The sequence below is a fragment of the Nonomuraea sp. NPDC003214 genome (assembly GCF_053590035.1).
The window spans coordinates 949,678-974,729 of the sequence record NZ_JBSFSX010000001.1; the positions used below are offsets into that span (position 1 = coordinate 949,678).

Annotated in this window: 22 protein-coding genes; 14 read left to right on the top strand and 8 right to left on the bottom strand. The window is 73.5% G+C overall.

Annotated features, from left to right (window positions below):
* Positions 1–12 precede the first annotated feature (12 nt).
* Together ACWDXC_RS04370 and pseI are read left to right on the top strand one after the other, a co-directional pair.
* Positions 13–513, top strand: coding sequence for a GNAT family N-acetyltransferase (locus ACWDXC_RS04370; protein WP_449977941.1), 501 nt, complete (start codon positions 13–15; stop codon positions 511–513).
* Positions 510–1,553, top strand: a complete 1,044-nt coding sequence (gene pseI / locus ACWDXC_RS04375) for a pseudaminic acid synthase (protein WP_449977944.1) — start codon at positions 510–512, stop codon at positions 1,551–1,553. Before ACWDXC_RS04370 ends, pseI begins: the two co-directional genes overlap by 4 nt.
* Here pseI and ACWDXC_RS04380 read toward each other — a convergent pair.
* Positions 1,534–2,499 (bottom strand): PseG/SpsG family protein, encoded by a 966-nt coding sequence (locus ACWDXC_RS04380; RefSeq protein WP_449977947.1) that lies wholly within the window; start codon positions 2,497–2,499, stop codon positions 1,534–1,536. The two genes, pseI and ACWDXC_RS04380, sit on opposite strands and share 20 nt — an antisense overlap.
* A complete protein-coding gene (locus ACWDXC_RS04385) occupies positions 2,496–3,227 on the bottom strand; it encodes a cytidylyltransferase domain-containing protein (RefSeq protein ID WP_449977950.1) in 732 nt (243 codons plus the stop codon). The genes ACWDXC_RS04380 and ACWDXC_RS04385 overlap by 4 nt, the downstream gene beginning before the upstream one ends.
* A 21-nt stretch (positions 3,228–3,248) precedes the next feature.
* Here ACWDXC_RS04385 and pseB point away from each other — a divergent pair, with 21 nt between their 5' ends.
* Together pseB and ACWDXC_RS04395 are read left to right on the top strand one after the other, a co-directional pair.
* Positions 3,249–4,274: a UDP-N-acetylglucosamine 4,6-dehydratase (inverting) gene (pseB, locus tag ACWDXC_RS04390; protein ID WP_308125615.1), complete on the top strand. Its 1,026-nt coding sequence runs from the start codon at positions 3,249–3,251 to the stop codon at positions 4,272–4,274.
* Positions 4,274–5,398: a DegT/DnrJ/EryC1/StrS family aminotransferase gene (locus tag ACWDXC_RS04395; RefSeq protein WP_219500586.1), complete on the top strand. Its 1,125-nt coding sequence runs from the start codon at positions 4,274–4,276 to the stop codon at positions 5,396–5,398. The genes pseB and ACWDXC_RS04395 overlap by 1 nt, the downstream gene beginning before the upstream one ends.
* On the opposite strand, the gene ACWDXC_RS04400 is transcribed toward ACWDXC_RS04395, so the two are convergent.
* From ACWDXC_RS04400 to ACWDXC_RS04410, 3 genes are read right to left on the bottom strand one after another with little or no spacing between them, the layout of a single operon-like run.
* Positions 5,395–7,281: a glycosyltransferase family 2 protein gene (locus ACWDXC_RS04400; protein WP_449977954.1), complete on the bottom strand. Its 1,887-nt coding sequence runs from the start codon at positions 7,279–7,281 to the stop codon at positions 5,395–5,397. The two genes, ACWDXC_RS04395 and ACWDXC_RS04400, sit on opposite strands and share 4 nt — an antisense overlap.
* 14 nt (positions 7,282–7,295) lie before the next feature.
* Entirely contained in the window at positions 7,296–8,903 is a 1,608-nt protein-coding gene (locus ACWDXC_RS04405; RefSeq protein WP_449977956.1) for a hypothetical protein, read from the bottom strand.
* Entirely contained in the window at positions 8,900–9,553 is a 654-nt protein-coding gene (locus tag ACWDXC_RS04410; protein WP_449977958.1) for a hypothetical protein, read from the bottom strand. Before ACWDXC_RS04410 ends, ACWDXC_RS04405 begins: the two co-directional genes overlap by 4 nt.
* Positions 9,554–9,898: 345 nt before the next feature.
* On the opposite strand from ACWDXC_RS04410, the gene ACWDXC_RS04415 reads away from it, so the two are divergent.
* The 9 genes from ACWDXC_RS04415 (at position 9,899) to ACWDXC_RS04455 (ending at position 19,425) form a co-directional block, all read left to right on the top strand.
* Complete coding sequence (locus tag ACWDXC_RS04415; protein WP_219500578.1) at positions 9,899–10,147, top strand: acyl carrier protein; 249 nt, start codon at positions 9,899–9,901, stop codon at positions 10,145–10,147.
* Positions 10,122–10,880 (top strand): SDR family NAD(P)-dependent oxidoreductase, encoded by a 759-nt coding sequence (locus ACWDXC_RS04420; protein ID WP_364173618.1) that lies wholly within the window; start codon positions 10,122–10,124, stop codon positions 10,878–10,880. Before ACWDXC_RS04415 ends, ACWDXC_RS04420 begins: the two co-directional genes overlap by 26 nt.
* 3 nt (positions 10,881–10,883) lie before the next feature.
* Positions 10,884–12,194 (top strand): AMP-binding protein, encoded by a 1,311-nt coding sequence (locus ACWDXC_RS04425; protein WP_449977961.1) that lies wholly within the window; start codon positions 10,884–10,886, stop codon positions 12,192–12,194.
* Positions 12,191–13,222 (top strand): LuxE/PaaK family acyltransferase, encoded by a 1,032-nt coding sequence (locus ACWDXC_RS04430; RefSeq protein WP_364173621.1) that lies wholly within the window; start codon positions 12,191–12,193, stop codon positions 13,220–13,222. Before ACWDXC_RS04425 ends, ACWDXC_RS04430 begins: the two co-directional genes overlap by 4 nt.
* Positions 13,222–14,433 carry an acyl-CoA reductase gene (locus tag ACWDXC_RS04435; protein ID WP_449977963.1) on the top strand — a complete coding sequence of 404 codons (1,212 nt, stop codon included), beginning with the start codon at positions 13,222–13,224 and terminating at the stop codon, positions 14,431–14,433. Before ACWDXC_RS04430 ends, ACWDXC_RS04435 begins: the two co-directional genes overlap by 1 nt.
* A gap of 45 nt (positions 14,434–14,478) precedes the next feature.
* Positions 14,479–16,701: a hypothetical protein gene (locus ACWDXC_RS04440; RefSeq protein ID WP_449977965.1), complete on the top strand. Its 2,223-nt coding sequence runs from the start codon at positions 14,479–14,481 to the stop codon at positions 16,699–16,701.
* 98 nt (positions 16,702–16,799) lie between these two features.
* The gene (locus tag ACWDXC_RS04445) at positions 16,800–18,008 is read left to right on the top strand and encodes a glycosyltransferase (RefSeq protein WP_449977968.1); all 1,209 of its coding nucleotides are present in this window, start codon (positions 16,800–16,802) and stop codon (positions 18,006–18,008) included.
* A gap of 6 nt (positions 18,009–18,014) precedes the next feature.
* Entirely contained in the window at positions 18,015–18,722 is a 708-nt protein-coding gene (locus tag ACWDXC_RS04450; protein WP_449977970.1) for a class I SAM-dependent methyltransferase, read from the top strand.
* A 22-nt stretch (positions 18,723–18,744) separates the two neighbouring features.
* Entirely contained in the window at positions 18,745–19,425 is a 681-nt protein-coding gene (locus tag ACWDXC_RS04455; RefSeq protein ID WP_449977973.1) for a polysaccharide deacetylase family protein, read from the top strand.
* 107 nt (positions 19,426–19,532) lie between these two features.
* Here the strand turns inward: ACWDXC_RS04455 and ACWDXC_RS04460 are convergent, their stop codons facing one another.
* On the bottom strand, positions 19,533–20,489 hold the full coding sequence (locus tag ACWDXC_RS04460; protein ID WP_364173639.1) for a LysR family transcriptional regulator: 957 nt from the start codon (positions 20,487–20,489) through the stop codon (positions 19,533–19,535).
* Between the two features lie 115 nt (positions 20,490–20,604).
* On the opposite strand from ACWDXC_RS04460, the gene ACWDXC_RS04465 reads away from it, so the two are divergent.
* Complete coding sequence (locus tag ACWDXC_RS04465) at positions 20,605–23,037, top strand: collagenase (RefSeq protein WP_449977976.1); 2,433 nt, start codon at positions 20,605–20,607, stop codon at positions 23,035–23,037.
* Positions 23,038–23,087: 50 nt separating this feature from the next.
* On the opposite strand, the gene ACWDXC_RS04470 is transcribed toward ACWDXC_RS04465, so the two are convergent.
* Both ACWDXC_RS04470 and ACWDXC_RS04475 read right to left on the bottom strand, forming a co-directional pair.
* A complete protein-coding gene (locus ACWDXC_RS04470) occupies positions 23,088–23,813 on the bottom strand; it encodes a PIG-L deacetylase family protein (RefSeq protein ID WP_449977979.1) in 726 nt (241 codons plus the stop codon).
* Entirely contained in the window at positions 23,810–24,940 is a 1,131-nt protein-coding gene (locus ACWDXC_RS04475; protein WP_449977981.1) for a hypothetical protein, read from the bottom strand. The genes ACWDXC_RS04470 and ACWDXC_RS04475 overlap by 4 nt, the downstream gene beginning before the upstream one ends.
* Positions 24,941–25,052 lie beyond the last annotated feature (112 nt).

Below are 25,052 nucleotides of genomic sequence, written 5' to 3' on the forward strand. Positions count from 1 at the left end.
GTAGGGGGAAGGATGCTGAGGAGCGTCCACGAGCACGAGCTGCCCGTGCTGCGCCGCTGGCGCAACCATCCGAAGGTCCGGGCGTCCAGCTTCACCACCCACGAGATCAGCCCGGCCGAGCACGCCCGCTGGTGGGCCCGGGTCAAGGACGACCCGGCGCGGCGGGTGCTCGTCTACGACCACGACGGCGAGCCCGCCGGAGTGGTGACCTATTCGGGGCTCGGCGACGGTTCGCGCACCGCGAGCTGGGCCTTCTACCTCGACCTCGACGGGCTGGAGCGGTCGGGCACGCTGCTGGCCGCCTGGATCGGGCTGGAGCGGGCCGCCATCGCGCACGCCTTCGGGCCGCTCGGCCTGACCCGGCTGCGCGGCGAGGTGCTGGCCTCCAACGAGCCGGTCAGGCGGCTGCACCGGCGGTTCGGCTTCGCCGAGGTGGGCGTCTTCGGGCTGGAGGCCGAGGGGCTGCGCCGCGACGTCATCGCCATCGAGCTGACCAGGGAGGACCAGGCATGATCAAGATCGCCGAGCGGGCCGTCGGGCCGGGCGAGCCGCCGTTCGTCATCGCCGAGATGTCCGGCAACCACGACGGCAGCCTGGAGCGCGCGCTGTCGATCGTCGACGCGGTGGCGCGGGCCGGCGCCCACGCGCTCAAGCTGCAGACCTACCGGCCCGACACGATCACCGTCGACGCCGACGGCCCGGCCTTCCGCATCGGCTCCGGCCACGAGCTGTGGGGCGGCGAGCGGCTCTACCGGCTCTACGAGCGCGCCCACACGCCGTGGGAGTGGCACGAGCCGATCTTCACCAGGGCGCGCGAGCGGGGGCTGATCCCGTTCTCCTCGCCGTTCGACCGCACGGCGATCGAGCTGCTGGAGAAGCTCGACGCGCCCGCGTACAAGATCGCCTCGTCGGAGATCGTGGACCTGCCGCTGATCAGGCTGGCCGCCTCGACGGGCAAGCCGCTGATCATCTCGACCGGGATGGCGTCGATCGGCGAGATCCACGACGCCGTCGAGGCGGCCCGCGACGCCGGGTGCGGCCAGCTCGCGGTGCTGTCGTGCACGGCCTCCTACCCGGCCTCGCCCGCCGACAGCAACCTGCGGGCGCTGCCGCTGCTGGCCGCGATCACCGGGACGGTCGTCGGCGTCTCCGACCACACGCCGGGGCTGGGCGCCGCGCTGGCCGGGGTCGCGCTCGGCGCGTGCCTGATCGAGAAGCACGTCACGCTGAGCCGGGTGGGCGGCGGCGTCGACGCCGCGTTCTCGCTGGAGCCGCACGAACTGGCAGCCCTGGTGGTGGAAAGCGAGCGGGCCTGGCAGTCGCTCGGCGCCGCCGTCATCGGCCCGCGCCCCTCCGAGCGCGAGGGGCTGCGCTTCCGCAGGTCGCTGTACGTGGTGCGGGACGTGCGGGCGGGCGAGCCGGTGACCGAGCAGAACGTGCGCTCGATCCGGCCCGCCGGCGGGCTGCCCCCGGAGCTCGCGCCGCAGGTGATGGGCCGCCGCTTCACCCGCGACGCGCCGCTCGGCACGCCGCTCACGTGGGATCTGGTCTGAGCCGCAGCAGCGCGTCGGCGACCCTCTCGCGGCCCCGCCCGTCGACCAGGTCGTGCCCCCGGCTCCCGTACTCCTCGCGCAGCTCGGGGTCGGTGAGCAGGCGGGCCAGCGTGTCGACGGCGGCGGCGCCGGGCTCTGGCCCCAGCCCGGCGGCCAGCCCGCCCGCCACCAGTTCCTCGTAACCGATGAGCTGGTTGGCCGCCACCCAGGTCAGCGCCGTGGGCACGCCCAGGTGCAGCAGCTCCCAGGCGGCCGACCCGGCGGCGGTCACCACGAGGTCGGCCCGCGCCATCAGCTCGGGCAGCCGGTCGGTGGGCGGCACGACGGCCACCGACTCGCCGGCCTCGAACGGCTCCGGGCTGATCACGGTCGCCTCGAACGGCGCCCCGGTCGACAGCAGCGCCTTCGTCCACCTCGGCGCGACGCCCGCGCTGTCGGTCCCGCCGAAGAAGCACAGCACCCGGGGCGGCCCGCCCTCGCGGGGCGTCCGGCGGCAGCGGCGCACGCTGTCGCGCAGCAGCACGTACGCGCTCCCGGCCAGCCGCTCCCCGTCGAACGGGTGGCGCTCGGCCCCCAGGTTCTGGTCCAGGTAGAGGTCGGCCTCCTGCCCGCGCGGGTCGCCGTCGACGATCGCCAGCACCGCCATCCCCGCCTCGCGCAGCGCCGCCCCGGTGCCGGGCGGCAGCGTGTACGAGTCGAGGACCATCACGTCGATCCCCAGCTCCCGCGCCTGGGCCGCCAGCCGGTGCGGCTCGCGGAGCGCGGGCACCGACGGCAGCCCGCGCTCGCGCAGTTGCGCCGCGGCCCACTCCGTCCCGGTCACCTCGCCCAGGAACGTCACCGGCACGCCGCGCGAGCGCAGCTCCTCGGCCAGTGCCACGCACCGCACCAGGTGGCCGACGCCGATCGCGGCGCCGGCATCACAGCGAACGCCGACGGCCGTCATGCGTCCTGCAGCTCCTTCTGCTCCACGTGCGCGTTGAGCCGGCACACCTCGGGCCGCTCGCGCAGCCAGCCGACCAGCTCGCGGAACGGCACGCACCGGTCGCCCAGCGCGGCCACCACGCGCGCGATGAGCCGCCAGTCGTCCTCGGTGTCGAGCGTGACCCGCAGATCGCCCGCCCCCGGCGGGTAGGCCAGGCCGAGCAGCCGGAAGTCGCCCGGCTCCGCGTAGATGTAGGACGTCACGTGCGTGCGGTGGTAGGCGGTCGCCTCCCGGTCGGCGCGGCGCAGCGCCGCCAGCCCGGCGATCTCCACGTCGAGGCCGCGCGGTAGCGTGCCGGACAGCCCGGTGCTGAGATAGTCGAGCGCGCCGCCGAGCGCCCGGTAGACCAGCGCCGCCTCCCTGATCACCGCCGGGTCGAGCAGCGGGCAGTCGGCGGTGAACCGCATGACCGCCTCCCCTTCCCGCCCCTCCAGCGCCTGCGCGAACCGGGTGAGCACGTCGTCCACCGGCCCCCGGTGGCACGCCACGCCGAGGGCCGCGCACTCGGCCGCCACGGCGTCGTCCTCGGCCAGCGTCGTGGTCGCCACCACGAGGTCGTCGACCGCGCACGACGCGCGCGCCGCCCGGACCACCCAGCCCAGCACCGTGCGCCCGCCGAGATCCCGCAGCACCTTCCCCGGCAACCGGGTCGATCCCATCCGCGCCTGAATGATTCCGACAATCCTCAACGATTCCCCCTGTTACCGTCGGTGACTTGCTGGTCGCGCTATGCTACCGGCCGACGTAAGGGGGACCGCTTGAGCATTCTCAGTGGATCGTCAATGTTGATCACCGGAGGCACGGGCTCGTTCGGGAAGGCCTTCATCCGCCACGCGCTCGGCCACGTCGGCGTGCGCAGACTGGTGGTGTTCTCGCGCGACGAGCTCAAGCAGTACGAGCTCCGCCAGGCGCTCGGCGAGGACGAGCGGCTGCGCTACTTCATCGGCGACGTGCGCGACCGCGAGCGCCTGGCCCGCGCCATGCACGGCGTGGAGTACGTGGTCCACGCGGCCGCGCTCAAACAGGTCGACACCGCCGAGTACAACCCGTTCGAATACGTCCGCACCAACGTCGCCGGCTCGCAGAACGTCGTGGAGGCGGCCATCGACTGCGGCGTGCGCAAGGTCGTGGCGCTGTCCACCGACAAGGCGTCCAGCCCCATCAACCTCTACGGCGCCACGAAGCTGGTCGCCGACAAGCTGTTCGTGTCGGCCAACCACTACGCCGCCGGGCACGAGACCCGCTTCGCCGTGGTCCGCTACGGCAACGTCGTCGGCAGCCGCGGGTCCGTGGTGCCGTTCTTCCTGAAGCTGGCCCGCCAGGGCGCCAGCCTGCCGATCACCGACAAGCGGATGACCCGGTTCTGGATCACGCTCGACCAGGCCGTGGAGTTCGTCGTCGACTCCTTCGACCTGATGCAGGGCGGCGAGCTCTACGTGCCGCGCATCCCCAGCATGCGGATCGTCGACCTGGCCGACGCGCTCGCGCCCGGCAGCCCGATCTACGAGATCGGCATCAGGCCCGGCGAGAAGCTGCACGAGGAGATGATCGGCCCCGACGACGGCCGCCGCGCGCTGCGCCTGGCCGACCGCTACGTGGTGCAGCCGACGATCGCGACCTGGGGCTACGTCCCGCCGGTCGGCGGCGAGGTGCTGCCTGAGGGGTTCGCCTACCGCTCCGACGCCAACGACCGCTGGCTGTCGGTCGACGACCTGCGGGCGATGGTGTCGGCCTGATGCTCCCCTACGGACGGCAGTCGGTCGACGAGTCCGACATCCTGGCGGTGACCGAGGTGCTGCGCGGCGACTGGCTGACCACCGGCCCGGCCGTGGCGCGCTTCGAGTCGGCGCTGGCCCGGTGGACGGGCGGGGTGCCGTGCCTGGCGGTCACGTCGGGCACCGCCGCCCTGCACGTGGCCTACGCGGCCGCCGGCGTCGGGCCGGGCGACGAGGTCGTCACCTCGCCGCTGACGTTCGTGGCCACGGCCGCCACCGCCGCGCTGCGCGGCGCCCGGGTGCGCTTCGCCGACGTGCAGCCCGACACCGGCAACCTCGACCCCGACGCCGCCGCGAGCCTGGTGACGGGCCGCACCAGGGCGATCACCGCGGTCGACTACGCGGGCCATCCGGCCGACTACGACGAGCTGCGCGGGGTGGCGTCGGCGGCCGGGGCGGTGCTCATCGGCGACGCGGCCCACTCCATCGGCTCCACCTACAAGGACCGGCCGGTGGGCTCGCTCGCCGATCTGACGACGTTCTCGTTCTTCCCGACGAAGACCGTGACGACGGCCGAGGGCGGGGCCGTCGCGGCGGCCGACCCCGAGCTGTTCGCCGCCGCCGCCCGCTTCCGCAACCACGGCCTCGTCCGCGACCCGGCCGAGCAGCGCGACCCGGGCGAGGGCGGCTGGCACCAGGAGGTGCACGCGTTCGGGCTCAACTACCGGCTGCCCGACGTGCTGTGCGCGCTCGGCACCAGCCAGCTCGGCCGGCTGGGCACCTTCCGCGCCCGGCGGGCCGAGCTGGTCGCCCGCTACAACCGGCTGCTGGCCGGCGTTCCGGGGCTCACCCTGCCCGCCGAGCGCCCGTACGTGTCGCCGAGCTGGCACCTCTACCCGGTGCGCGTCGGCGACGGGCGCAGGCGCGAGGTGTACGAGCGGATGCGCGCGGCCGGGATCGGCGTGCAGGTCAACTACCTGCCGGCCTACTGGCACCCGGTGTTCGCCGACCTCGGCTACCGGCGCGGGCTGTGCCCGAACGCCGAGACCTACTACGCCGAGGAGCTGTCGCTGCCGCTCTTCCCGGGCCTGGGCGACGCCGACCAGGACCGGGTCGCGGAGTGCCTGGCGGGCATCCTGTCCTAGTGCTCCAGCAGGAGCAGGCAGCCGTCGTCGCCCCGGTCCACCAGGAAGCGCCTGCCGGGCACGTCCGCCGGCGGGCGGCTCCGGGTCCGCACCAGCGTGCGGATCGCCCGGCCCTGGTCGACGACGACCTCCCACCACGTCACGTCACCGACGACCTCGTCGATGCCCGCGAGAGGCACCCGGGCGCGGAAGTCACGCCCGGCCAGCGTCACCGGGAAGTACATCTCCTCGCCGTCGCTCCTGCGCACCAGCCTGATCACCGGCTCGCCGTCGCCGACGTCGGCCAGCTCCCCGGCGAACACCAGGTCGCCGCCGTCGACGCGGCACTCCCCGATCACCGCCTCGGCCTCGCGCAGCCGCAGCCCCCACGCGCCGCGGAAGCTGAGCACCGGCACCAGCCACACGCCTGACCTGCGCCGGGGCGGCGGGGCCGACGGGGTGAGCCTGCGGTCGCCGCGCACCTTGCCCTCCAGGCGCAACCCCGCGCCCTTGAGCCGCACGTACAGGTCCCAGTGTCCGTGCCTGCGCAGTTGCGCGGCGCTGAGCGCCGCCGGGTCGAAGGCGAACCGGAACGGGAAGACGTGCTCCGGCACCGACCCGCCGTCCGGCTGGGGCGCGCTCTCCCAGACGGGCGCGGCGCTCTGCTCGGCCAGCGGCACCCGGTCGCCGGTGCGGCGCTCCTCCAGCCACACCGTCACGCGCATCCGGCCCAGCTCGCCCGCGTCGAACCTGCCGATGCCGGCCCGGCCGGAGCCGTGCAGCACGCCGTCGCGCCACTCCAGCTCCACCAGCCTGGCGGTCGCCTCCAGCTCGCCGGAGACCTCCGACAGGTGCCCGGGCAGCGCCGGGTGCCGGCCGTACCAGCGCTTGCGCAGCAGCCCGGCGGAGCTGACGCGCGGTTGCAGGCGGCCGTCGCGCGCCTGCGCGGCCACGCCCGCCAGCTCGTCCAGGCGGCGCCGGTGCAGCAGGTGCACCTGGAGACGGTGGGCGAACGGCAGCTCGCGCAGCGCGGCCCGCGACACCCCGTCGAGATACCGTACGGCCAGCTCCACGAGGGACGGGTCGGCGGCGGGGCCCAGCCGGGCGATGGCCTCGACCGCGACGGTCATGTCGATGGCCAGCGTGTCGCGGTCGAACTCGGGCCGCAGCCGAGGCGCCTCCGCGTCGAGCAGCGCGGCGGTCTCCAGCACCGACAGCAGGCGGTCGCGCAGGTTGTCCGGCTCCAGGCGGCGCTGGGTGATGGAGGAGCCGGGCTCGTCGCGCTGCCGCCAGTGGTAGACGACCTTGTGCAGCACGTCGACCGAGCGCGCGCCCACGTGGGCGCGCATGGCGACCGGCTGGTCCTCGTACATCCGCTCGGGGAAGCGCAGGTCCAGGCGGTCCCAGGCGGCGCGGCGGTAGACCTTGTTCCACAACATGCGGTCGCGCACCAGCAGCGGGCGCCGGGTGATGTGGGTGCGTTCGGCCGGTTCGGCGAACGGCTCCTTGTGCGCCCACGACGGGACGAGCAGGTTGCGGTGCAGCCGCATGACGTTGCCGCACGCCAGGTCCGAGCCGGTGGACTCCAGCGACGACACCAGGCGCTGGAAGGCCCCGCGCGGCACGGTGTCGTCGCCGTCGACGAACGCCAGGTAGCGGCCGCTCGCCTGGCTCACCCCGATGTTGCGGGCCCGGCCGACGCCCAGGTTGTCCTGCCGGATCAGGCGGAAGCGGCCGTCCCGCTCGGCGCGGGCGGCCACGAGGTCCGGGCCGCCGTCGCGGCTGCCGTCGTCCACGCAGATCACCTCGATGTCCCGCAGGGTCTGCGCCTCCAGCGAGTCGAGGCACGGCGTGAGGTATTTCTCGACGTCGTAGAACGGCACGATCACGGATAGGACCGGCACGGATGCTCCCTTCCTCAGCCGGACAGCAGCCGCATGACCCGGCGGGCCATCCGGCGGGGGCGGGACAGGCGGCGCGACAGCCGGTAGCCGAGCGTCCTGCGGTAGGCCGTCGCCTTGCGCTGCGTCCTGCGCAGTTTGGAGCGGGCCCTGACCAGCTCGCGCTCGCGGTAGCTGAGCTTGGTCTCCAGCCTGGCGATCCTGGCCATCGCCGCCGTGAGCTGGCCGGCCAGCCGGTCGCGCGAGCGCAGCAGGTCGCGGTAGGCGGGGGCGGAGCCGGCGCGTTCGGCGGGCTGGCCCAGCTCGGCGTCGAGCTTGCGGGCCAGGTCCAGCTCCTGCTGGTCGCAGGGCCGGCCGGCCATGCCGCAGAGCGTCAGCGTGAGCTGGTCGGCCTCCAGCGGCCACGGCCACGGATGGTGGTGCCCGGCGGCCAGCAGCCGCACCGCGAAGCGCCACAGCATCCGGCACAGCACGATCACGGGGGCGGGCTCGGGCTCCGGCGACGGGCCGGGGCTGATGGCGGAGAAGCGCTCCCCGTCCCACACCAGGCTGTCGGTGGCCGCCGTGGCGTCTCCGCTGGTCTCCACCCATCGGGCGAGTGCGGCCAGCAGCTCGCGCACGGCGCGCACGTCCTCGCGGGCGCACGCCTCGACGAGGATCTCCTCGACGACGCGGCCCGGCGGGACCTCGCGCGACTCGCCGTCGGGCAGCCGCCGCAGCGTGACCTCGCCGCCCTCCTCGCGCAGCTCGTCGACGGCCGGGCCGTCCTCGACCAGCCCGAGCGGCAGCCCGACGGGTTCGGGCCTGTCGCGGGAGGCGACCGCGAGCCAGATCGGCGCCAGGTGCTCGCCGAGGCCGTGGCGGAAGGCCAGCCGGGTCAGCCGCAGCGGGTCGGCGACCAGCATGCGGTCGTCGGCGCGCGCGCTCAGCGGGAACGTGAGCGCCTCCGGCAGCTCGCGCGCCAGCGCCTCGCGCGACAGGATCGCGCGCGGCGCCCGGCTGTCGGGGTAGGCGGCGTAGCAGCGCTCCACGGCCAGGCCGGTGGCCTCCAGGTCGAAGTCGAGCGCGGCCGGGCCGTTGGGGTAGGTGGGGTCGAAGCCGTGCGGCTCCCACTGCCCGTCGCCCCCGTCGCGGTCGGCCGGGCGCGCCTCGAGGAACCGGTCCACGCCGAGGTCGTTGCGCACGCCGAGGACGAGCCGGCCGCCGGGCGCGACGAGCGCGGACAGCGCGGCCATCGACTCGCGCCAGGCCGCCGCCGGGGCCTCGGCCGAGTGGGTCCGCTGGAGCCCGTCCAGCGCCAGGACCAGGTCGTACGGCCTGTCGCAGCAGAACGCGGCCAGCCGCCCGCAGTGCACGTCGAGGCCGGGGTGGCGGTCGCCGAGCGCGCACGCGTCGGGGTAGGACCGCACGAGCACCGCCACCGAGGAGGCGCGCCCGGCCACCTCGTCGATCAGCTCTCTGGGGTGCGGCCCGACCAGCAGGACGGAGCCGGCGGCCGGGAGCAGCCGGCCGATCAGCTCCCGTGCCACGCCGCGCCAGTCCGTGATGCTCGACCCGTCGGACATGTCTGACCACAGCAGCATCTCGCCGCCGATCAACCGGACGTTCTCGGGCGCCTCGGTCATGCGCATCGCACCCGCTTCCAGCCGAACATTCGCCGTAGCTCCTCAGGTGTCGCCTGATACTCGAATCCCAGCTCGCTCCGCGCGGCCTCGCCGGCCACCTCCGGGTCGACGCGGACGCCGTGCAGCTCGGGCCACAGCCGCATCCGGCGCGCGGTGCCGCCGTACTCGGGCCGCTCGTCGTCGAACTGCATCGGGTCGCCGTACACGCCGATCTCGCAGCCGACGGACGCGCCGTAGAACAGGGCGCTGCCGAGCCGGTTGGAGGCCACGCGGCGGTGCCGCCGGAGCTCGACGAGCTGCTTGCGCAGGAAGTCACGCCCGCTCGGGTCCCAGCGCGATCCGCGCTCGCCGTGGCATATCACCCGGAAACCGCGCGATTCGTACGCCTGCCGGATGCTGGGATTCGCAAATTCCAGCCAATAAAGGCATATGGTGACTGGTTCGGTTTCCGTGTCCCGGATCTCATCGGCCAGCCGGGCGTGGTCGCCGGTTACGGAGGCTTTCTCCCAGCCGTGAAAGGGGTACCAGATCGTGCCCGTGCGTTTGGGCTTGACGCCGAGGTCCGGTTCGAGGTCGAGCAGGTAGATCCAGGGCGCGCCGATGAGGTAGTGGCCGCGCCTCCCCATCGACCAGCCCCGGCGACGCAGCACGTCAGACCATACGAAACGGGGGTAACCGGGGCTGCACCAGTGATCATTAGGTGGAAATCCGTGCAGATAATTCCATCCGTGCTGGAGGAACCCCTGGATACGCCTGGGCGCTTCGTCCGCCATTCCGCAATATCGTCCGAGTATGCGGGAATGACCGTACCAGTGGTTGGATTCGTCCATTGTTTCCCCTCGCGCGGTTGGCAGGCCCCATCCGACATTCCCAGCCCCAGGCGCGGGCCACTCGGAGTTATACGCTTCCATTACTCGCGACGGGTGCTTGGTTTCTGTAGAACGGGGATCACCGCTACACTCAGTTCTGGCTTGAAGACAGAGAGTGAGTGAAGCATGAGTCATCTCGACCGGCTGCGTGAGGTCTTCCGCAGCTCGCTTAACCTCCCGGCCGCCGCCGACGTCGACGGCCTCGAATACCGCGCCATCCCCCAGTGGGACTCCCTGGCCCACATGTCGCTGATCGCGGCGATGGAGGACGAGTTCGCCGTCACGATCGACACCGACGAGATGATCGACATGAGCTCGTTCGCCAAGGCGGCGGCGCTCCTGGAGAAGCATGGCATCGGCGCAGCGGCCCGCTGACCCCCGCGTCGTCCTGGTCACCGGCTCCACCTCGGGCATCGGCCGGGCCATCGCCACGCGGCTGGCCACCACCCACCGCGAGGTCGTCGTCCACGGCCGCGACCAGGCCCGCACCGCCAAGGCGGCGGGCGAGCTGGCCGCGCTCACCGGCGGCCGGGTCGGCGGCGTCCACGGCGACGTGTCCGACCCCACCGCGATCTCCGCGATGATGCGCGAGATCCACCAGCGTCACGGCCGCCTCGACGGATTGGTGATCAACGCGGGCGTCCACGCCGCGGCCCTGCTCGGCATGCTGCCCAGCGCCGGGGTCCGCGACCTGTTCGCGGTCAACGCGGTGGGCGCGGTCCACACCCTTCAGGGCGCGGTCCGGCTGCTGCGCCGGGGGATCAGCCCGTCGGTCGTGCTGGTCTCCTCGGTCATGGGCCGCGACGGCGGCCCCGGCCAGGCGGTCTACTCCGCCACCAAGGCGTCCCTGCTGGGCCTGGCCAAGGCCGCGGCCAAGGAGCTCGGCCCGGCGGGCATCCGGGTCAACGCCGTCACTCCCGGCTACATCCAGACCGCGATGCTGTCCACGCTCGACGCCGAGGCGAGCGCCGCCACCGTGGCCGCCACGCCGCTCGGCCGCCTGGGCACCGCCGACGACGTGGCCGCGCTGGCCGCCTTCCTGCTCTCCAGCGACGCCTGCTTCATCACCGGGCAGGTCATCGGCGTCGACGGCGGGCTGGTGCCGTAAGTCATGGTTGATCTCCCGCACCCGGGCGCGCGGCTCGTCTCCGACGAGGAGCCGGGCGGTCTCGGCGGCGACGCCCTCGCCTCCCGCGTCGAGCGCGCCGCCGCCACCCTGGACGGGCTGCCGGCCGGTCCGATCTTCTGCGGCATGCGCAACGACCTGCCCTCGGTGGTGCGCTACCTGGCCGCCTGGCGGGCCCGGCGGGCGGTGGCGCTGCTCGACCCCGACCTGCCCGCCGCCGCGCTGGCCGAGCTCGCGGGCCGGTTCAAGCCCGCGGCCCTGCTCGGCTTCGCCCACGCGCCGCACGGCGCGACGGCACGCAGCGCGGGCAGCCCGACCCATCCCGACCTGGCCGTGCTGCTGGCGACCTCCGGCTCGACCGGCAGCCCCAAGCTGGTGCGGCTCTCGCGCGCCGCCGTGCTCGCCAACGCGCGGGCCATCGCCGAGGCGCTGGCCATCGGGCCCGCCGAGATCGCGCCCACCAGCCTGCCGCTGCACTACAGCTACGGCCTGTCGGTGCTCAACAGCCACCTGGTGGCCGGCGCAAGCGTCCTGCTGACCGACGCCGGGCTGCTCGAACGCTCCTTCTGGGCCTCGCTCGACGAGCACCGCTGCACCTCGCTGGCCGCGGTGCCCTACCAGTACGAGATGCTGCGCAGGCTCCGCTTCGACCCCGCCGACCACCCGTCGCTCACCACGCTCACCCAGGCGGGCGGCCGGCTCCGTCCCGACCTGGTCACCGAGTTCGCCGCCCTGCCCACGACCCTCTACGTCATGTACGGCCAGACCGAGGCGACGGCCCGGATCGCGGTGCTGCCGCCCGACCGGCTGGCCGGCAAGCCGGGCTCGGCGGGGGTCGCGGTGCCCGGCGGCCGGCTGGAGATCGTCGACGGCGAGGTCGTCTACCACGGCCCCAACGTGATGATGGGCTACGCCGACGAGGCCGCCGACCTGGCCAAGGGCGACGAGCTGGGCGGCGTGCTGCGCACCGGCGACCTGGGCCACCTCGACGAGGAGGGGTTCCTGCACCTCACCGGCCGGGTCAAGCGCATCGCCAAGATTTTCGGCGTGCGGGTCAACCTCGACGACGTGGAGCGGCTGCTGCGCGACTGCGGCCCGATCGCGGCCACCGGCGGCGACGACCGGGTCACGGTGTGGGCCGAGGGCGTCGACGCCAAGGGCTGCTCGACGCTGGCCCGGCGGCTCGGCACCGAGCTGCGGCTGCACTGGAGCGGCTTCGACGTGCGCGGCGTCGACCGGCTGCCGCTGCTCACCACCGGCAAGATCGACTACCGCGCCCTGGAGGCCCGGACGTGACCGTCTTCACCCTGTCGGCAGCCGAGCGTGAGGCCGCGCTGCTGCCCGAGCTGACCGCGCTCACCGAGCGGCACCGCCTGGCCTGCCCTCCTTACCGGCGCATCCTCGACGCGATCGGCGCCAGGCCGCCCTACGACCGGGTGGCGGCGCTGCCGTGGCTGCCGGTGCGGCTGTTCAAGACCCACGAGCTGCGCAGCGTTCCCGAGGACCAGGTGTTCCGGGTGCTGACCTCCAGCGGCACGACCGGGCAGCGGCCCAGCCGCGTCTACCTCGACCGGGAGGCCGCCGCGGCCCAGCCGCGCATGCTCGCGGCGACGCTGCGGGCGGTGCTGGGCGAGCGGCGGCTGCCCATGCTGATCGTCGACAGCCGCGCGGTGGTGCGCGACCCGGCGCTGAGCGCCCGGGGCGCGGGCGTCCTCGGCATGATGAACTTCGGCCGGGACCACACCTTCGCCCTCGACGAGCGGGGCGAGCTCGACGCCGAGGCGGTCAAGGGCTTCCTGGCCAGGCACGGCGCCGAGCCCTACCTGATCTTCGGCTTCACCTACCTGGCCTGGCTCCACCTGCGCGAGCTCGGCATGGACCTGTCGCAGGGCGTGCTCGTCCACTCCGGCGGCTGGAAGAAGCTGGCCGAGCAGTCGGTCGACAACCAGGAGTTCCGCAGGCGCCTGGCCGAGGAGTGCGGGCTGCGCCGTGTCCACAACTTCTACGGCATGGTCGAGCAGATCGGCACGGTCTTCCTCGAAGGCCCCGACGGCGGCGGCCTCTACTGCCCCGACTTCGCCGACGTGGTGATCCGCGACCCCGACACCTGGCAGGAGGCGCCGCCGGGGGTGCCGGGGCTGATCGAGGTGGTGAGCACGCTGCCGACCTCCTATCCCGGCCACGTGCTGCTGACCGAGGACCTGGGCGTGGTCCACGGCGTCGACGACGGCGTGTGGCCCGGCAAGCGCTTCTCGGTGCTGGGCCGGCTGCCCCGGGCCGAGGCGCGCGGGTGCAGCGACACCTACGGGCAGGCGGCCGCGTAATGCTCGACGTGAGGTTCCCCGACGGCCCGCCGGTCCCGGTCGGCACCCTGCTCGACCAGATCACCGCGGGCGGCGGCCTGGCCGTGGGCGACGAGCGGGTGCGCGACTTCCTCACCGGGTTCGGCCGCCGCCTGCTGCGGCCCACGCTGTCGCGCCGCCATCCCGAGCTGGGCTCGCTCGGCTTCTTCCTGCGCCGCAGCGAGCTGCTGCGCACCGTCGAGGGCCTGCGCGGCGATCACGTACGGGTGCCGCGCGGCCTGGTGTTCCACATCCCGCCCGCCAACGTCGACACCGTGTTCGTCTACTCCTGGGCGCTGTCGGCGCTGATGGGCAACCGCAACGTGGTGCGCCTGTCGCCCCGGGCCGGCACGGTCGCCTCGACCATCGTCGAAACGCTGCTGGAGTCGCTCGAGGGGGCCGACCCCGTGGTGGCCGCGACCCAGCGGATCGTCTGCTACGACCGCTCCGACTCCATCACCGCCGCACTCTCCTCGGGCTGCGACCTTCGGGTCATCTGGGGCGGCGACCGGACCGTCGACGAGATCCGCAAGCATCCGCTGGCCCCGCACGCGCGCGACCTGACCTTCCCCGACCGCTCGTCGTTCGCGGCCGTGCGCTCGTCGGCCTGGCTGGCCGCGCCGCCCGCCACCCGGGTGGCGATGGCCGAGGGGTTCGTCAACGACTCCTACTGGTTCGACCAGGCCGCCTGCTCCTCGCCGCGGACCGTCTTCTGGGTGGGGCCGCGCGACGAGTCCGACGCCGCCCGCGCCGACTTCACCGCCCACCTGTCGCAGGCCGTCTCCCAGCGGGGCTGGGCGGTCGACGCGGCGATGGCCGTGGAGAAGCGGGTCGCCACCTACGGCATGGCCGCCGACGGGTCGGCCGGGACCATCGACTTCCACGGCAACGCGCTGGCCAACGTCACGCTGTCGACCGCCGTGGCCGCCCCCCGCCGCTGGCTCGGCACCGGCACGTTCGCCCACGCCAGGCTCGGCACGCTGACCGAGCTGGTGCCGCTGGTGGGGCGGCGCGACCAGACGATGACGCACTTCGGGTTCGCCAGGGACGAGCTGATGGAGCTGGCCCAGGTGCTGGCCGGGCGCGGGGTCGACCGGATGGTGCCGTTCGGTGACGCGCTGAGCTTCCACCGGGTGTGGGACGGCGTCGATCTGGCCGCCGAGTTCACCCGGCTGGTCATGGTGTCGGCCTGACCAGCGGGTTCAAGGGCTGAGGAGGCTGAGGGGACTGAGGGCGCCATGACGGTCGCGCTGTCCAGGGTGCCGGTGCTGCCTGCCGCGCGGGCGCGGCGTGGCTACGGGTGGGTGCCGGCGGTGCTGGTGGCCGTGGCCGCCGTGGTGGTGCTGTGGCGCCACGGCGTGCCGCCGCAGGACCTCGGCGCGTTCGCCGGCTACGTCGGGCTCGGGGTGATGCTGCCCGGGATGCTGCTCTGGCGGGCGCTGGGTCCCGGGGGCGGGTCGCTGCCCGCCGACCTGGCCGCCGGGCTGGCGCTCGGCTACGCGATCGAGGTGCTGGTCTACCTGCCGGCGCGGGCGCTCGGGGCGCCGCTCGCGGTGGCCGCCTGGCCGGTGCTGACCGTCGTGGCGTTCCTGGCCGTGCCGAAGCTGCGGCGTCACTGGCGCGGCTCGGGCGTACGGGTGCCGCTGTGGTGGGCGTGGGCCATGTCGGGCGTCGTCGGCTACCTGCTCGCCTGGAGTGCCCGGCAGTTCTACGCGGTGCACGGGCTGACCTGGCCGGGCAACGCCGGCCCCTACGTCGACATGCACTACCACCTGGCGCTTCTCGGCGAGGTCCGGCATCACGTGCCGCCGCAGTTCCCGTCGGTGCTGGGTGAGCCGCTGTCCTACCACTGGTTCGTCTACGCGGAGATGGCCGCGACGAGCTGGCTGACCGGGATCGAGCCGCAGACGCTGCTCTACCGGCTGAGCGTGCTGCCCATGCTGGCGGCGACGATGGTGCTGCTCGGGGTGACCGGGTGGCGGCTGGCCGGGCGGGCCTGGGCGGGGGTGGCGTCCGTGGTGGCCGCCTGTCTGGCCTGCTCGCCGGCGCTGCCGGCCGGGAGCGTGGAGCTGTTCCCGGCGATGTCGCCGTTCAGCGCCTGGCTGAGCCCCACGCAGACGTTCGGGGCGTTGCTGTTCGCGCCGGTGGTGCTCGCGCTGATCGCCTACCTGCGCGACGGGCGCGGGCGGTGGCTGGTCGTGGGGGTGCTGCTGCTCGCGCTCACCGGGGCCAAGGCGACCTACCTGCCGCTGCTGGTGGCCGGGCTGGTGGTGGTGCTGGGGGTGCGGCTGCTGGTGGACCGGCGGGTGCACCGGCCCGCGCTGGCCGCCTCGGGGCTGGCCGTGGGCGGGCTGCTGGTGGCGCAGTTCGTGCTGTTCGCGCACGGGACCCAGGGCATGACGGTGACGCCGTTCGACACGATGCTGCGGCTGTGGCGGGCGGCGGCCGAGCTGAGCGACCCGGAGATGGCGCAGCTCCCCCTGGGGCAGGCGCTGGCGCTCGCGGGACTCCACGTGGGCGCGCTGGCGTGCGTGTGGTCGGGCATCGCGGGGCTCGCGCTGTGGCGGGGGTGGGACCCGGGGGTGTTGCTGCTCGGCGGCATCGGGGCCGCCGGGGTGGGGGCCGTGCTGGTGTTCGGGCATCCGGCCGCCTCCCAGCTCTACTTCCTGACCAGCGCGAAGCCCTACCTGGCGATCCTGGCGGTCGCGGGAGCCGGGGCGCTTCTGCGGGCCTTCCCCGGCGCCTGGCGGGTCGCGGCGGGCGCGCTGGCCGCCGGGGCGGGGCTGGCGGTGCTGGTGGCGGAGACGCTCGGCGTCGAGATTCCGGCGCGGGAGCTGCGGCTCGCCGACGTCGCGCTGCCGTACGTGGTGCTGGGGGGTGTGCTGGTCGTCGCCGGGGCGGCGGTGGCGTTGTGGCGCAGGCCGGTCGCGGCGGTGGTGGTGGCGGCGCTGGCGTGCGGCTACACGGTGCCGGCGGCGGCGGTCAAGGCGGTGCGGCAGGTCGGGCCGGGCGGGCAGTTCCGGCAGATGATGCCCGAAGGGGGCATGGAGGCGGCGCGGTGGCTGCGCGACCACTCCGGGCCGGGCGACGTGGTGGCCACCAACCTGCACTGCCGGCCGACCGTGCGGCGGCACTGCGACGCCCGGCACTACTGGGTGTCGGGCTACAGCGAGCGGCGGGTGCTGGTCGAGGGGTGGGCGTACGCGATGAGCACGCTCCGGCGGGCGCCCGAGACGAGGGAGTCCTATCTGCGGATCGGGTTCGCCGATCCGTTGCGGCTGGCGGTGAACGACGCGGCCTTCCAGACGCCGTCGGAACGCACCATCGGGCGGTTGGCCCAGAAATACGGGGTCAGGTGGCTGTTCGTGGAGGGGGTCCGGGAGTCGCCGGATGTCGGGAGGTTCGCCCGGTTGCGTTTCCACAAGGGGGACTGCGCGGTCTATGAGGTGATCGGCGGGTAAAGACCTGGCCTGGTCCGTGCCCGGTGCGCGGAAATCAACCGGCCCGGCCCGTTCCGCCCGCCCACCATTTTCCCCAGGACCAGCGACGAGGGGAACCCATGGACACGCGCTTGCGCGCAGGCACCGTCGTCGACGCGCCCGCCCGGCTCGCGACCGTCGACATCGTCATTCCCGTCTACAACGAGGAACGCGCGCTGCCCGGCTGCGTGCGCACGCTCACCGCGTTCCTGGACGACTCCTTCCCGATGCCGTGGCGCATCACGATCGTGGACAACGGCAGCACCGACGCCACCTGGCAGATCGCCCAGGCGCTCGCCTCGGGGCACAGCCGGGTGCACGCCAGGCGGCTGGAGATCGCCGGGCGGGGCGCGGCGCTGAAGGCGGCCTGGCGTGACAGTCCGGCCGACATCGTCGCGTACATGGACGTGGACCTGTCCACCGGGCTCGGCGCACTGTTCCCGATGGTGGCGTCGCTGGCCAGCGGCCACTCCGAGATCGCCATCGGCACCCGGCTCGCGCACACCGCCCGCACCCGCCGCTCGGTCAAGCGGGAGGTGATCTCGCGCGGCTACAACGCGCTGCTGCGGGTGGGCTTCGGGGCCCGGTTCAGCGACGCGCAGTGCGGGTTCAAGGCGGCGCGGGCCGACGTGATCAGGCCGCTGATGGACCGGGTCGAGGACGACGCCTGGTTCTTCGACACCGAGCTGCTCCTGCTCGCCGAGCACAACGGGCTGCGCGTGCACGAGGTGCCGGTCGACTGGGTGGAGGACCTGGACTCGCGGGTCCGGGTGGTCCGCACGGCCGTGGCCGACCTGAAGGGGCTGGCCCGGCTGACCTGGTCGATGTCCACCGGGCGGGCCACCGTCGACGTGGCCAGGCCCGCCGAGCTCGCGCCCGTCCACCCGGACGCCGTGGTGGCCGAGCCGAAGGTGGCCAAGCTGGTCAAGTTCGCCGCCGTCGGGGCGTTCACCTCGGTCCTGTACGCGCTGCTCTACCTGCCGCTCAGGGAGGTGCTGGAGCCCGCGCTGTGCAACCTGGCGGCGCTCGTGCTCACCGGGGTGGTCAACACCGAGGCCAATCGCCGCTGGACGTTCGGCAGGCGGGGCGGCAAGCGTACCGGGATGCATCTGCGGGCGGCGGCGGTGTTCCTGTCGAACTACGCCGTCACCACCGCGGTGGTGGTCGGGCTGGCCCCGGCGGCGGGGCGGCTGTTCGAGGTCGCCGCGGTCGTCGCCACCTACGGCGTGCTCACCCTGTTGCGTTTCATCGCCCTCGACCGCTGGGTTTTCGCCCGCACACGGAGTTGATGCATTGTGGACGTCACCGAGATCCGGCAGCTCGTCGCGCTGGAGCAGACCCACTGGTGGTATCGGGAGCGGCGGGCGATCCTGCGCGCCGAGCTGCGGCGGCTGGCCCTCCACGGCCGTCCCGGGCGGGCGCTCGACCTGGGCGCGGCGGGCGGCGGCAACACGCGCGTGCTCGTGGAGCAGGGCTGGGACGCGACCGCGACCGACTGCTCGGAGGAGGCGGTGGAGGTCGCCAGGCAGCGCGGGCTGCGGGCGATGGTCGCCGACGCCCGGTGGCCTCCGGTGGAGTCGGCCAGCGTCGACCTGGTGACGGCGTTCGACGTGCTCGAACACGTCGAGGAGGACTACCTGGTCACCGAGCAGATGGCGCGGGTGCTGCGGCCGGGCGGGCACGCGCTGATCGCGGTGCCGTGCGACATGTCGCTGTGGTCGGAGCACGACGACGCCGTCGGGCACCTGCGCCGCTACGACCGCGCCTCGCTGACCACCGTCGTGGAGAAGGCGGGGCTGAGGGTGGAGCGGGTGTGGAGCTGGAACGTGCTGCTGCGCCCGCTGGTCGCCCGGCACCGGCGCGGCTCGACGGGCAGCGACCTGCGCAAGCTGCCGTTCCTGGTGAACGCGGGGCTGTCGGCGGTCGTGATCGCAGAACGGTACCTTCCGGTCAAATCATGCAAAGGCGTAACACTGTTCCTACGGGCCCGGCTGGGCGGATGATCCCGGCGATACAGTGGAGCATGTGCTGATCCAGGGCTTGCTCTCCGTCTCCTTGCTGGTCTCCGGCGTCCCCGCCGGCGCCTCACAGGCGAAGATCGACTGTGCCAGGGTCAAGTGCCTGGCGCTCACGTTCGACGACGGGCCGGGCAAGACCACGCCGGCCCTGCTCGACCTGCTCAAGAAGGAACGGGTCAAGGCCACGTTCTTCCTGGTCGGCAACAAGGTGGAGGAGCGTCCGGCCATCGCCAGGCGCACCGCCCGAGAGGGTCACGCGATCGGCAACCACACCTACTCGCACCCGTCGCTGCCGACGCTGTTCGACGACGACGTCCTCGACGAGCTCGGCGCCACCCAGGAGGCCATCGAGAAGGCCACCGGCCGGGCGCCGTCGATGTTCCGGCCGCCCTACGGGCACACCGACGACCGGGTGCTCCACCTGGCCTCCCAGCACGACCTGGCGCAGGTGATGTGGACCGGCACCACCCTCGACTGGGACCTGCGCGACGCCAGGAAGATCAAGGCCGCGGTGCTCCGGCTGGCCAAGCGCGACGGCGTGATCCTCATGCACGACACGGTCCCGGCGACGGTCAAGGCCATGCCGGGGATCGTCAAGGAGCTGAAGAAGCGCGGCTACCACCTGGTCACGGTGCCGACGCTGCTGCGCGGCAAGAAGCCGGAGCCGGGCGCCAGCTACCCGTCCTGACCCGGGGCGAAGGCGCGCAGCGTGGCCTCGACGAGGGCACGGGGTCGGCCAGCGCCAGGCTCTCGCCCACCCAGGTGAGACGATACGTCTCTTCTTGGCGAGATCGGTCAGAGGAGGGGATGGACCTCCGGGTGGGACCGCCACCAGCGGGTGAAGGCCGGGTTGTCCTCCACGTGATCCTCGAAGGCGCGGGCCAGGCCCCGGTAGACGGCGGCCGCGGCGGTGGCGCTGAGCCGGTCGCGGCGCCAGGCCAGGATGAGGCGGGCAACCTGGGGCTCACCGGCCAGCGGGCGGACGACCGTGCCTTCGGGCTCGGGCCAGGTGGGGTCGACCAGGCGGATGCCGTGCCCGGCCGCGACCAGGGGGCGGCCCGCGCCGCTGGGGGCGTCGTAGCGGACGTCGGGCTCGAACCCGGCGGCGCGGCAGGAGGCGCGCAGCGCGGCCAGCGAGCCGTCGTCGGCGCCGGGCGGGCTGATCCAGCGCTCGTTCCTGAGGTCGGCGAGGTCGATCTCGGGCTGCGAGGCCAGCGGGTGCTCCGCCGACAGCGCGACGAAGATCGGGTAGCGCGGGACGAGCGTCCGGGTGACGACGGGCGCGGTCAGCGGCACGTCGAAGCCCTCGATCATGCCCATGAGCGCGGCGTCGAGCTTGCCGTGGGCCAGGGCGTCGGCGAGCAGGACGGCGGACGGCTCGATCCGCAGCGAGATGGGCCGGCCGGGCAGGGCCTCGGTGACCCGGTCCACGACGCTGCCCACGCAGGCCAGGTGGACGCAGCCGAGCTGGAGCCCGGCGGTGGCGGCGCCGGTGTCGCGCAGGTCGCCGAAGAGCGCGTCGATTTCGGACAGTACGATTCTGGCCCGCGCGATGACCTGGCGGCCCAGCGGCGTCGGCTCGACACCGGCGTGGCTGCGGACGAAGAGCTCTCCCCCGACGCTCTCCTCGACCTTCCTGAGCTGATTGGTCATGGCGGGCTGCGACAGGCCGAGGCGGGCGGCGGCTCGGGTCACGCTGCCCGTCTCGGCGATCGCACAGACCATCCGGAGGTGCCTGAGGTCGAGGTCCATGACCAGAAATTAGGGCATACGCAACACTTATGCCCGGGTGTATGACCCACTTCGACCGATGACTTTCACACTCGGACCGACCTCGCATCCATGCGGATACCCCCCGGAGGTTCGTGTGCGCAAGCTGCTCCTGTTAACCGCCCTGCTCGTGCCCTTCGCGGTCGCGGCTCCGGCCGTGGCCGAGCCGCCACCCGCCGCGGCCGAGCCGCCACCCGCCGCGACCGCTGCCGCGGCCACGATCGACGACCACGTACGCAAGGAGCCTCTGGCCCTCAAGGACCGGGCCCCGCTCCCCGCCTCCAAGGACGCGCTGCGGCGCGACTACGACGAACCCGCCGCCCCCGACGCCAGGACCGCCAAGGCCGCCGCCTGCTCGGTGAGCGACTTCACCAGCCGTACCGGCAGCGCGCTCGTCCAGCAGATCAAGGCGTCCACCACCGAGTGCGTCGGCACCCTGTTCAGCCTGACGGGCCGGGACGCGAACCTGGCCTTCCGCGAGTCGCAGATGGTCAGCGTCGCGTACGCGCTGCGCGACAGCGGCGCGAGCTACCCCGGCGACAACAGCACCGCCACCGCCCAGCTCGTGCTCTACCTGCGGGCCGGCTACTACGTCCAGTGGTACTACCCCGGCGACGTCGGCGCGTACGGCCAGACGCTGAAGACCGCCATCCAGGCCGGTCTGGACGCGTTCTTCGGCAACCCCCGATCGGGCACGGTCAGCGACGCCAACGGCGACGTGCTGTCGGAGGCGGTCACGCTGATCGACAGCGCCGCCGAGAACGACCGCTACCTGTACGTGGTCGAGCGCCTGCTCAACGACTACGACAGCTCGTACGACGGGTCGTGGTCGATGCTGAACGCGGTCAACAGCGTCTACACCGTGCTGTTCCGTGGGCACCAGCTCCCGGCGTTCGTCGCGGCGGTGCGGGCGGATCGCGGGGTGCTCGACACGCTGACCTCGTTCGCGACGCGCCACCTGGCGCTGCTCGGCACCGACAACGGCTACCTGACCTCGAACGCGGGCCGCGAGCTGGCCCGGTTCCTCCAGCACGCCGACCTGCGGGCCACGGTCCGGCCGCTGGCGCGCGACCTGCTCACGCGCAGCTCCATCACCGGCGCCACCGCTCCCCTGTGGGTCGGCGTCGCCGAGATGGCCGACTTCTACGACGGGTCGAACTGCTCCTACTACGGCGTCTGCAACCTGCAGGAGCGGCTGGCGGCCGAGGTGCTGCCCGTCACCCACGCCTGCAGCCCCAGCATCAGGATCCGCGCCCAGCAGATGACGGCCGCGCAGCTCGACGGCAGCTGCTCCAGCCTGGCCGGGCAGGACGCGTTCTTCCACGACGTGGCGCGTGACAACGGCCCGGTCGCCGGTGACCGCAACACCACGCTGGAGGTCGTGGTGTTCGACTCCAGCGCCGACTACCAGACGTACGCGGGCGCGATGTTCGGCATCGACACCGACAACGGCGGCATGTACCTGGAGGGCGACCCGTCGGCGACGGGCAACCAGCCGAGGTTCATCGCCTACGAGGCCGAGTGGCTGCGCCCCGACTTCCAGATCTGGAACCTCAACCACGAGTACACCCACTACCTCGACGGCCGCTTCAACATGCACGGCGACTTCTCGGCCGGGGTCAGCACGCCGACGATCTGGTGGATCGAGGGCTTCGCCGAGTACGTGTCGTACTCGTACCGGAACCTGGCCTACGACGCGGCGATCGCGGAGGCGGCCAAGCGTACGTACGGGCTGTCGACGCTGTGGAACACCACCTATTCGCACGATTCGACCCGCGTGTACCGGTGGGGCTACCTGGCCGTCCGCTACATGTTCGAGCGGCATCCGGCCGACGTGGCGACCGTGCTGGGCTCGTACCGGACGGGCGCGTGGAGCACCGCGCGGACGTTCCTGACCAGCACGATCGGCAGCCGGTACGACGCCGACTGGAACACCTGGCTGGGCTCGCTCGGCAACGGCGGCTCGACGCCGTCGGCGGGGTTCACGTACGCGGCGAGCGGGCTGACGGCGTCGTTCACCGACACCTCGACCGGGACGATCACCGCCCGGCGCTGGGACTTCGGCGACGGCGGCTCGGCCACGTCGGCCAACCCGTCCCACACGTACGCCTCGGCGGGCACGTACACGGTCAGCCTGACCGTCACCGGCGAGGGCGGCCGCACCGACACCACGAGCAAGCAGGTCACGGTCACGGCGGCGGCGGAGTGCACCGGCGCCGACCCGAGGCAGCTCGGCCAGGACTGCCGGCGCAGCGGCCTGTCGGCGTCCGCGGGGAACTACGCCTACCTGTACCTGTACGTGCCGGCGGGCACGGCGAGGCTGACCCTCACCTCGTCGGGCGGCACCGGTGACGCCGACCTGTACTACAGCGGCAGCTCCTGGGCCACCACGTCGTCCTACACGCAGCGGGCGACGGGCGCGGGCAACGCGCACACGCTGACGGTCGTCAACCCGGCGCCCGGCTACCACTACGTCAGCCTGTACGGGGCCAAGGCGTTCTCGGGCGCGGCGGTGACGACGGACTTCTGACCGGTCTCACCTTGACTCCCGGGGCCGTCCGGTCCCGGGAGTCGCCGTGTTCAGCCGGTCGGGCTGAGGGTCCAGACCAGCTCGTGGTTGAGCGGGCCCGGCACCGCCAGGATGTCGCCGAACTCGCTGGCCAGGGGCGCGAGCTGGGAGGCGTAGCAGAGCACGGCCCGCCGTTTGGCGCCCCACGCCTGCGCGTCCAGCCGCTCGGCCCGGTGCGGGCTGATCGACTCCAGCGCGCGCAGCGGCGCGCCGGCGCGCGGGTGCTCGGTGAGCGCCCGCGACGCCGCCCCGGTGCCCCACTCGCGCACGATCGACGCGTACGGCAGGTCGGCGTAGATCCACGGGGCCGGGCCGCCGGTGCTCGCCAGCGTCTTCAGCGCCTGGTCGCGGACCTGGAGGTGGGCGCTGTTGCCGATCCCCATCGGCAGCAGGACCTGGGTGGCGGGCCCGGCGTGCGCGGCCAGGCAGTCTTCCAGGCCGTCCAGCCACGTCCCCGTGGCGGGCGCGTCGGGGTGGTCGAGCGCGATCTGCTCCACGCCGAGCGCCGCGCAGGCGCGGGCGTCCTCCGCGCGCCGCTCGCGTACGGCCTCGCCCGTCGAGGTGAACCCGCACAGCCGGTCCCACGCCGACGGGCCCTTGTCGTCGCCCTCCTCGGCGGCCGGTCCGCCGAAGACGGTGACGATCGCGGCCGGTCGCGGCAGCGTGGCCAGCACGCCCGCGACGGACAGCGCGGCGTCGTCGAAGTGCGGGGAGACCACCAGCGTCCGGAAGCTCATGCCCGCCTCCCACCCCGCGTCAGGACCAGCCCGCGGCTGCCGCGTTTGCGCAGGTAGGCGCGGCCGTCGCAGACGAACTCCAGCGCGGGCGCGGCCAGCTCGCAGCGTTCGGCGACGGTCCACTCCGACTGCTCGCGCACCCACGGCCACACGGTGTCGTTGAGCCGCTCGGCGGCCAGCGAGATCAGCAGCAGGTCCGTGGGCAGCCGGTGCAGCAGGTCGAAGTCCTGGCCGTAGTAGAGCATCTCGCTCAGCAGGTACGCGCCGGGCGGGCCGGCCTTGGCCAGCTCCTCCAGGCCGTCGGGCGTGGCCAGGACGCCCGGCACGGTCTCCAGACGGGCGCGGAAGACGGGGTTCGGCTCGGCGGCGTGCACGGTGTAGCCCTGGTCCGCCAGCCGCCGGGAGAGCGCTCCCTCGCAGGGCCCGACTTCAACCAGGGGGCCGTCGCCAGGGAACCACCAGCGGGCGACCCACGCGGCGGTCGCGTCCAGCCGGGCGACCTCGTACGCGGACGTCTCGAACTCCCACGGGTCGGTCACCTGGGCGGCGTCGTCGCTCAGGCTGGCGGTCAGCGCGTACAGCCGGTCGGCCGGCTCCCGCTCCAGGCGGGCGAACCGCTCGACGGCGGGCACCCGTTCGGTGGTGACGAGCCGGTCGGGCACCCGGCTGTTGAGCAGCGCCCCGGCGTGCGCGACGACGAAGCCGACCTTGGCCGCGACCTCGGCCCCGGCCAGCGCCTCGGCGCGCTCGGCGACGAGCTGGAGGTGCGGGTTGTCGCCGACCGCGCAGGCGGCGGTCCCGGCGGCCTGGACGACGCTCCTGCCGTAGCGGGCCCGGCGGGCCCGGTGGTCGGCGGGCGAGTGCGTCCACACCTGCGGCTCCGGCAGCTCGCGCAGCCGGTCCGCGACCATGTCCGGGGTGGGGAGCGGGGCGGTGTTGCGGCCCGGGTCCACGTACGGCGCGAGCAGCGCCAGCCGTTCGGCGAGCGGGGTTCCGCCCGGCAGGACGACGTGCTCGGCCTGCGTGCCGATCAGCACGTGGACGTCGTCGGCGGCGTGACGGGTCAGGACGGACAGGAAATCCAGGGCGACGTCTTCGGAGTGCAGCACTGCGACGACCGGTGTCATGGCGGGTCCCCCGTGATCCGGTGAGGTGACGTTATTGTAAAGATTCTTGTCAGTTGCAGCATAAGGGTCACGGGGGCTGAGCGAAAGATCCTCTTATGTGGGGATGATCTCG

Bases quoted from the DNA above. Each gene is read 5' to 3' on its own strand.
- ACWDXC_RS04415 (WP_219500578.1), top strand. From the start codon at position 9,899: ATGAGTCATCTCGACCGGCTGCGTGAGGTCTTCCGCAGCTCGCTTAAC.
- ACWDXC_RS04440 (WP_449977965.1), top strand. From the start codon at position 14,479: ATGACGGTCGCGCTGTCCAGGGTGCCGGTGCTGCCTGCCGCGCGGGCG.
- ACWDXC_RS04405 (WP_449977956.1), bottom strand. From the start codon at position 8,903: ATGACCGAGGCGCCCGAGAACGTCCGGTTGATCGGCGGCGAGATGCTG.
- ACWDXC_RS04420 (WP_364173618.1), top strand. From the start codon at position 10,122: ATGGCATCGGCGCAGCGGCCCGCTGACCCCCGCGTCGTCCTGGTCACC.
- ACWDXC_RS04370 (WP_449977941.1), top strand. From the start codon at position 13: ATGCTGAGGAGCGTCCACGAGCACGAGCTGCCCGTGCTGCGCCGCTGG.
- ACWDXC_RS04475 (WP_449977981.1), bottom strand. From the start codon at position 24,940: ATGACACCGGTCGTCGCAGTGCTGCACTCCGAAGACGTCGCCCTGGAT.
- ACWDXC_RS04425 (WP_449977961.1), top strand. From the start codon at position 10,884: ATGGTTGATCTCCCGCACCCGGGCGCGCGGCTCGTCTCCGACGAGGAG.
- ACWDXC_RS04435 (WP_449977963.1), top strand. From the start codon at position 13,222: ATGCTCGACGTGAGGTTCCCCGACGGCCCGCCGGTCCCGGTCGGCACC.
- ACWDXC_RS04380 (WP_449977947.1), bottom strand. From the start codon at position 2,499: ATGACGGCCGTCGGCGTTCGCTGTGATGCCGGCGCCGCGATCGGCGTC.
- ACWDXC_RS04470 (WP_449977979.1), bottom strand. From the start codon at position 23,813: ATGAGCTTCCGGACGCTGGTGGTCTCCCCGCACTTCGACGACGCCGCG.
- pseI (WP_449977944.1), top strand. From the start codon at position 510: ATGATCAAGATCGCCGAGCGGGCCGTCGGGCCGGGCGAGCCGCCGTTC.
- ACWDXC_RS04460 (WP_364173639.1), bottom strand. From the start codon at position 20,489: ATGGACCTCGACCTCAGGCACCTCCGGATGGTCTGTGCGATCGCCGAG.
- ACWDXC_RS04395 (WP_219500586.1), top strand. From the start codon at position 4,274: ATGCTCCCCTACGGACGGCAGTCGGTCGACGAGTCCGACATCCTGGCG.
- ACWDXC_RS04445 (WP_449977968.1), top strand. From the start codon at position 16,800: ATGGACACGCGCTTGCGCGCAGGCACCGTCGTCGACGCGCCCGCCCGG.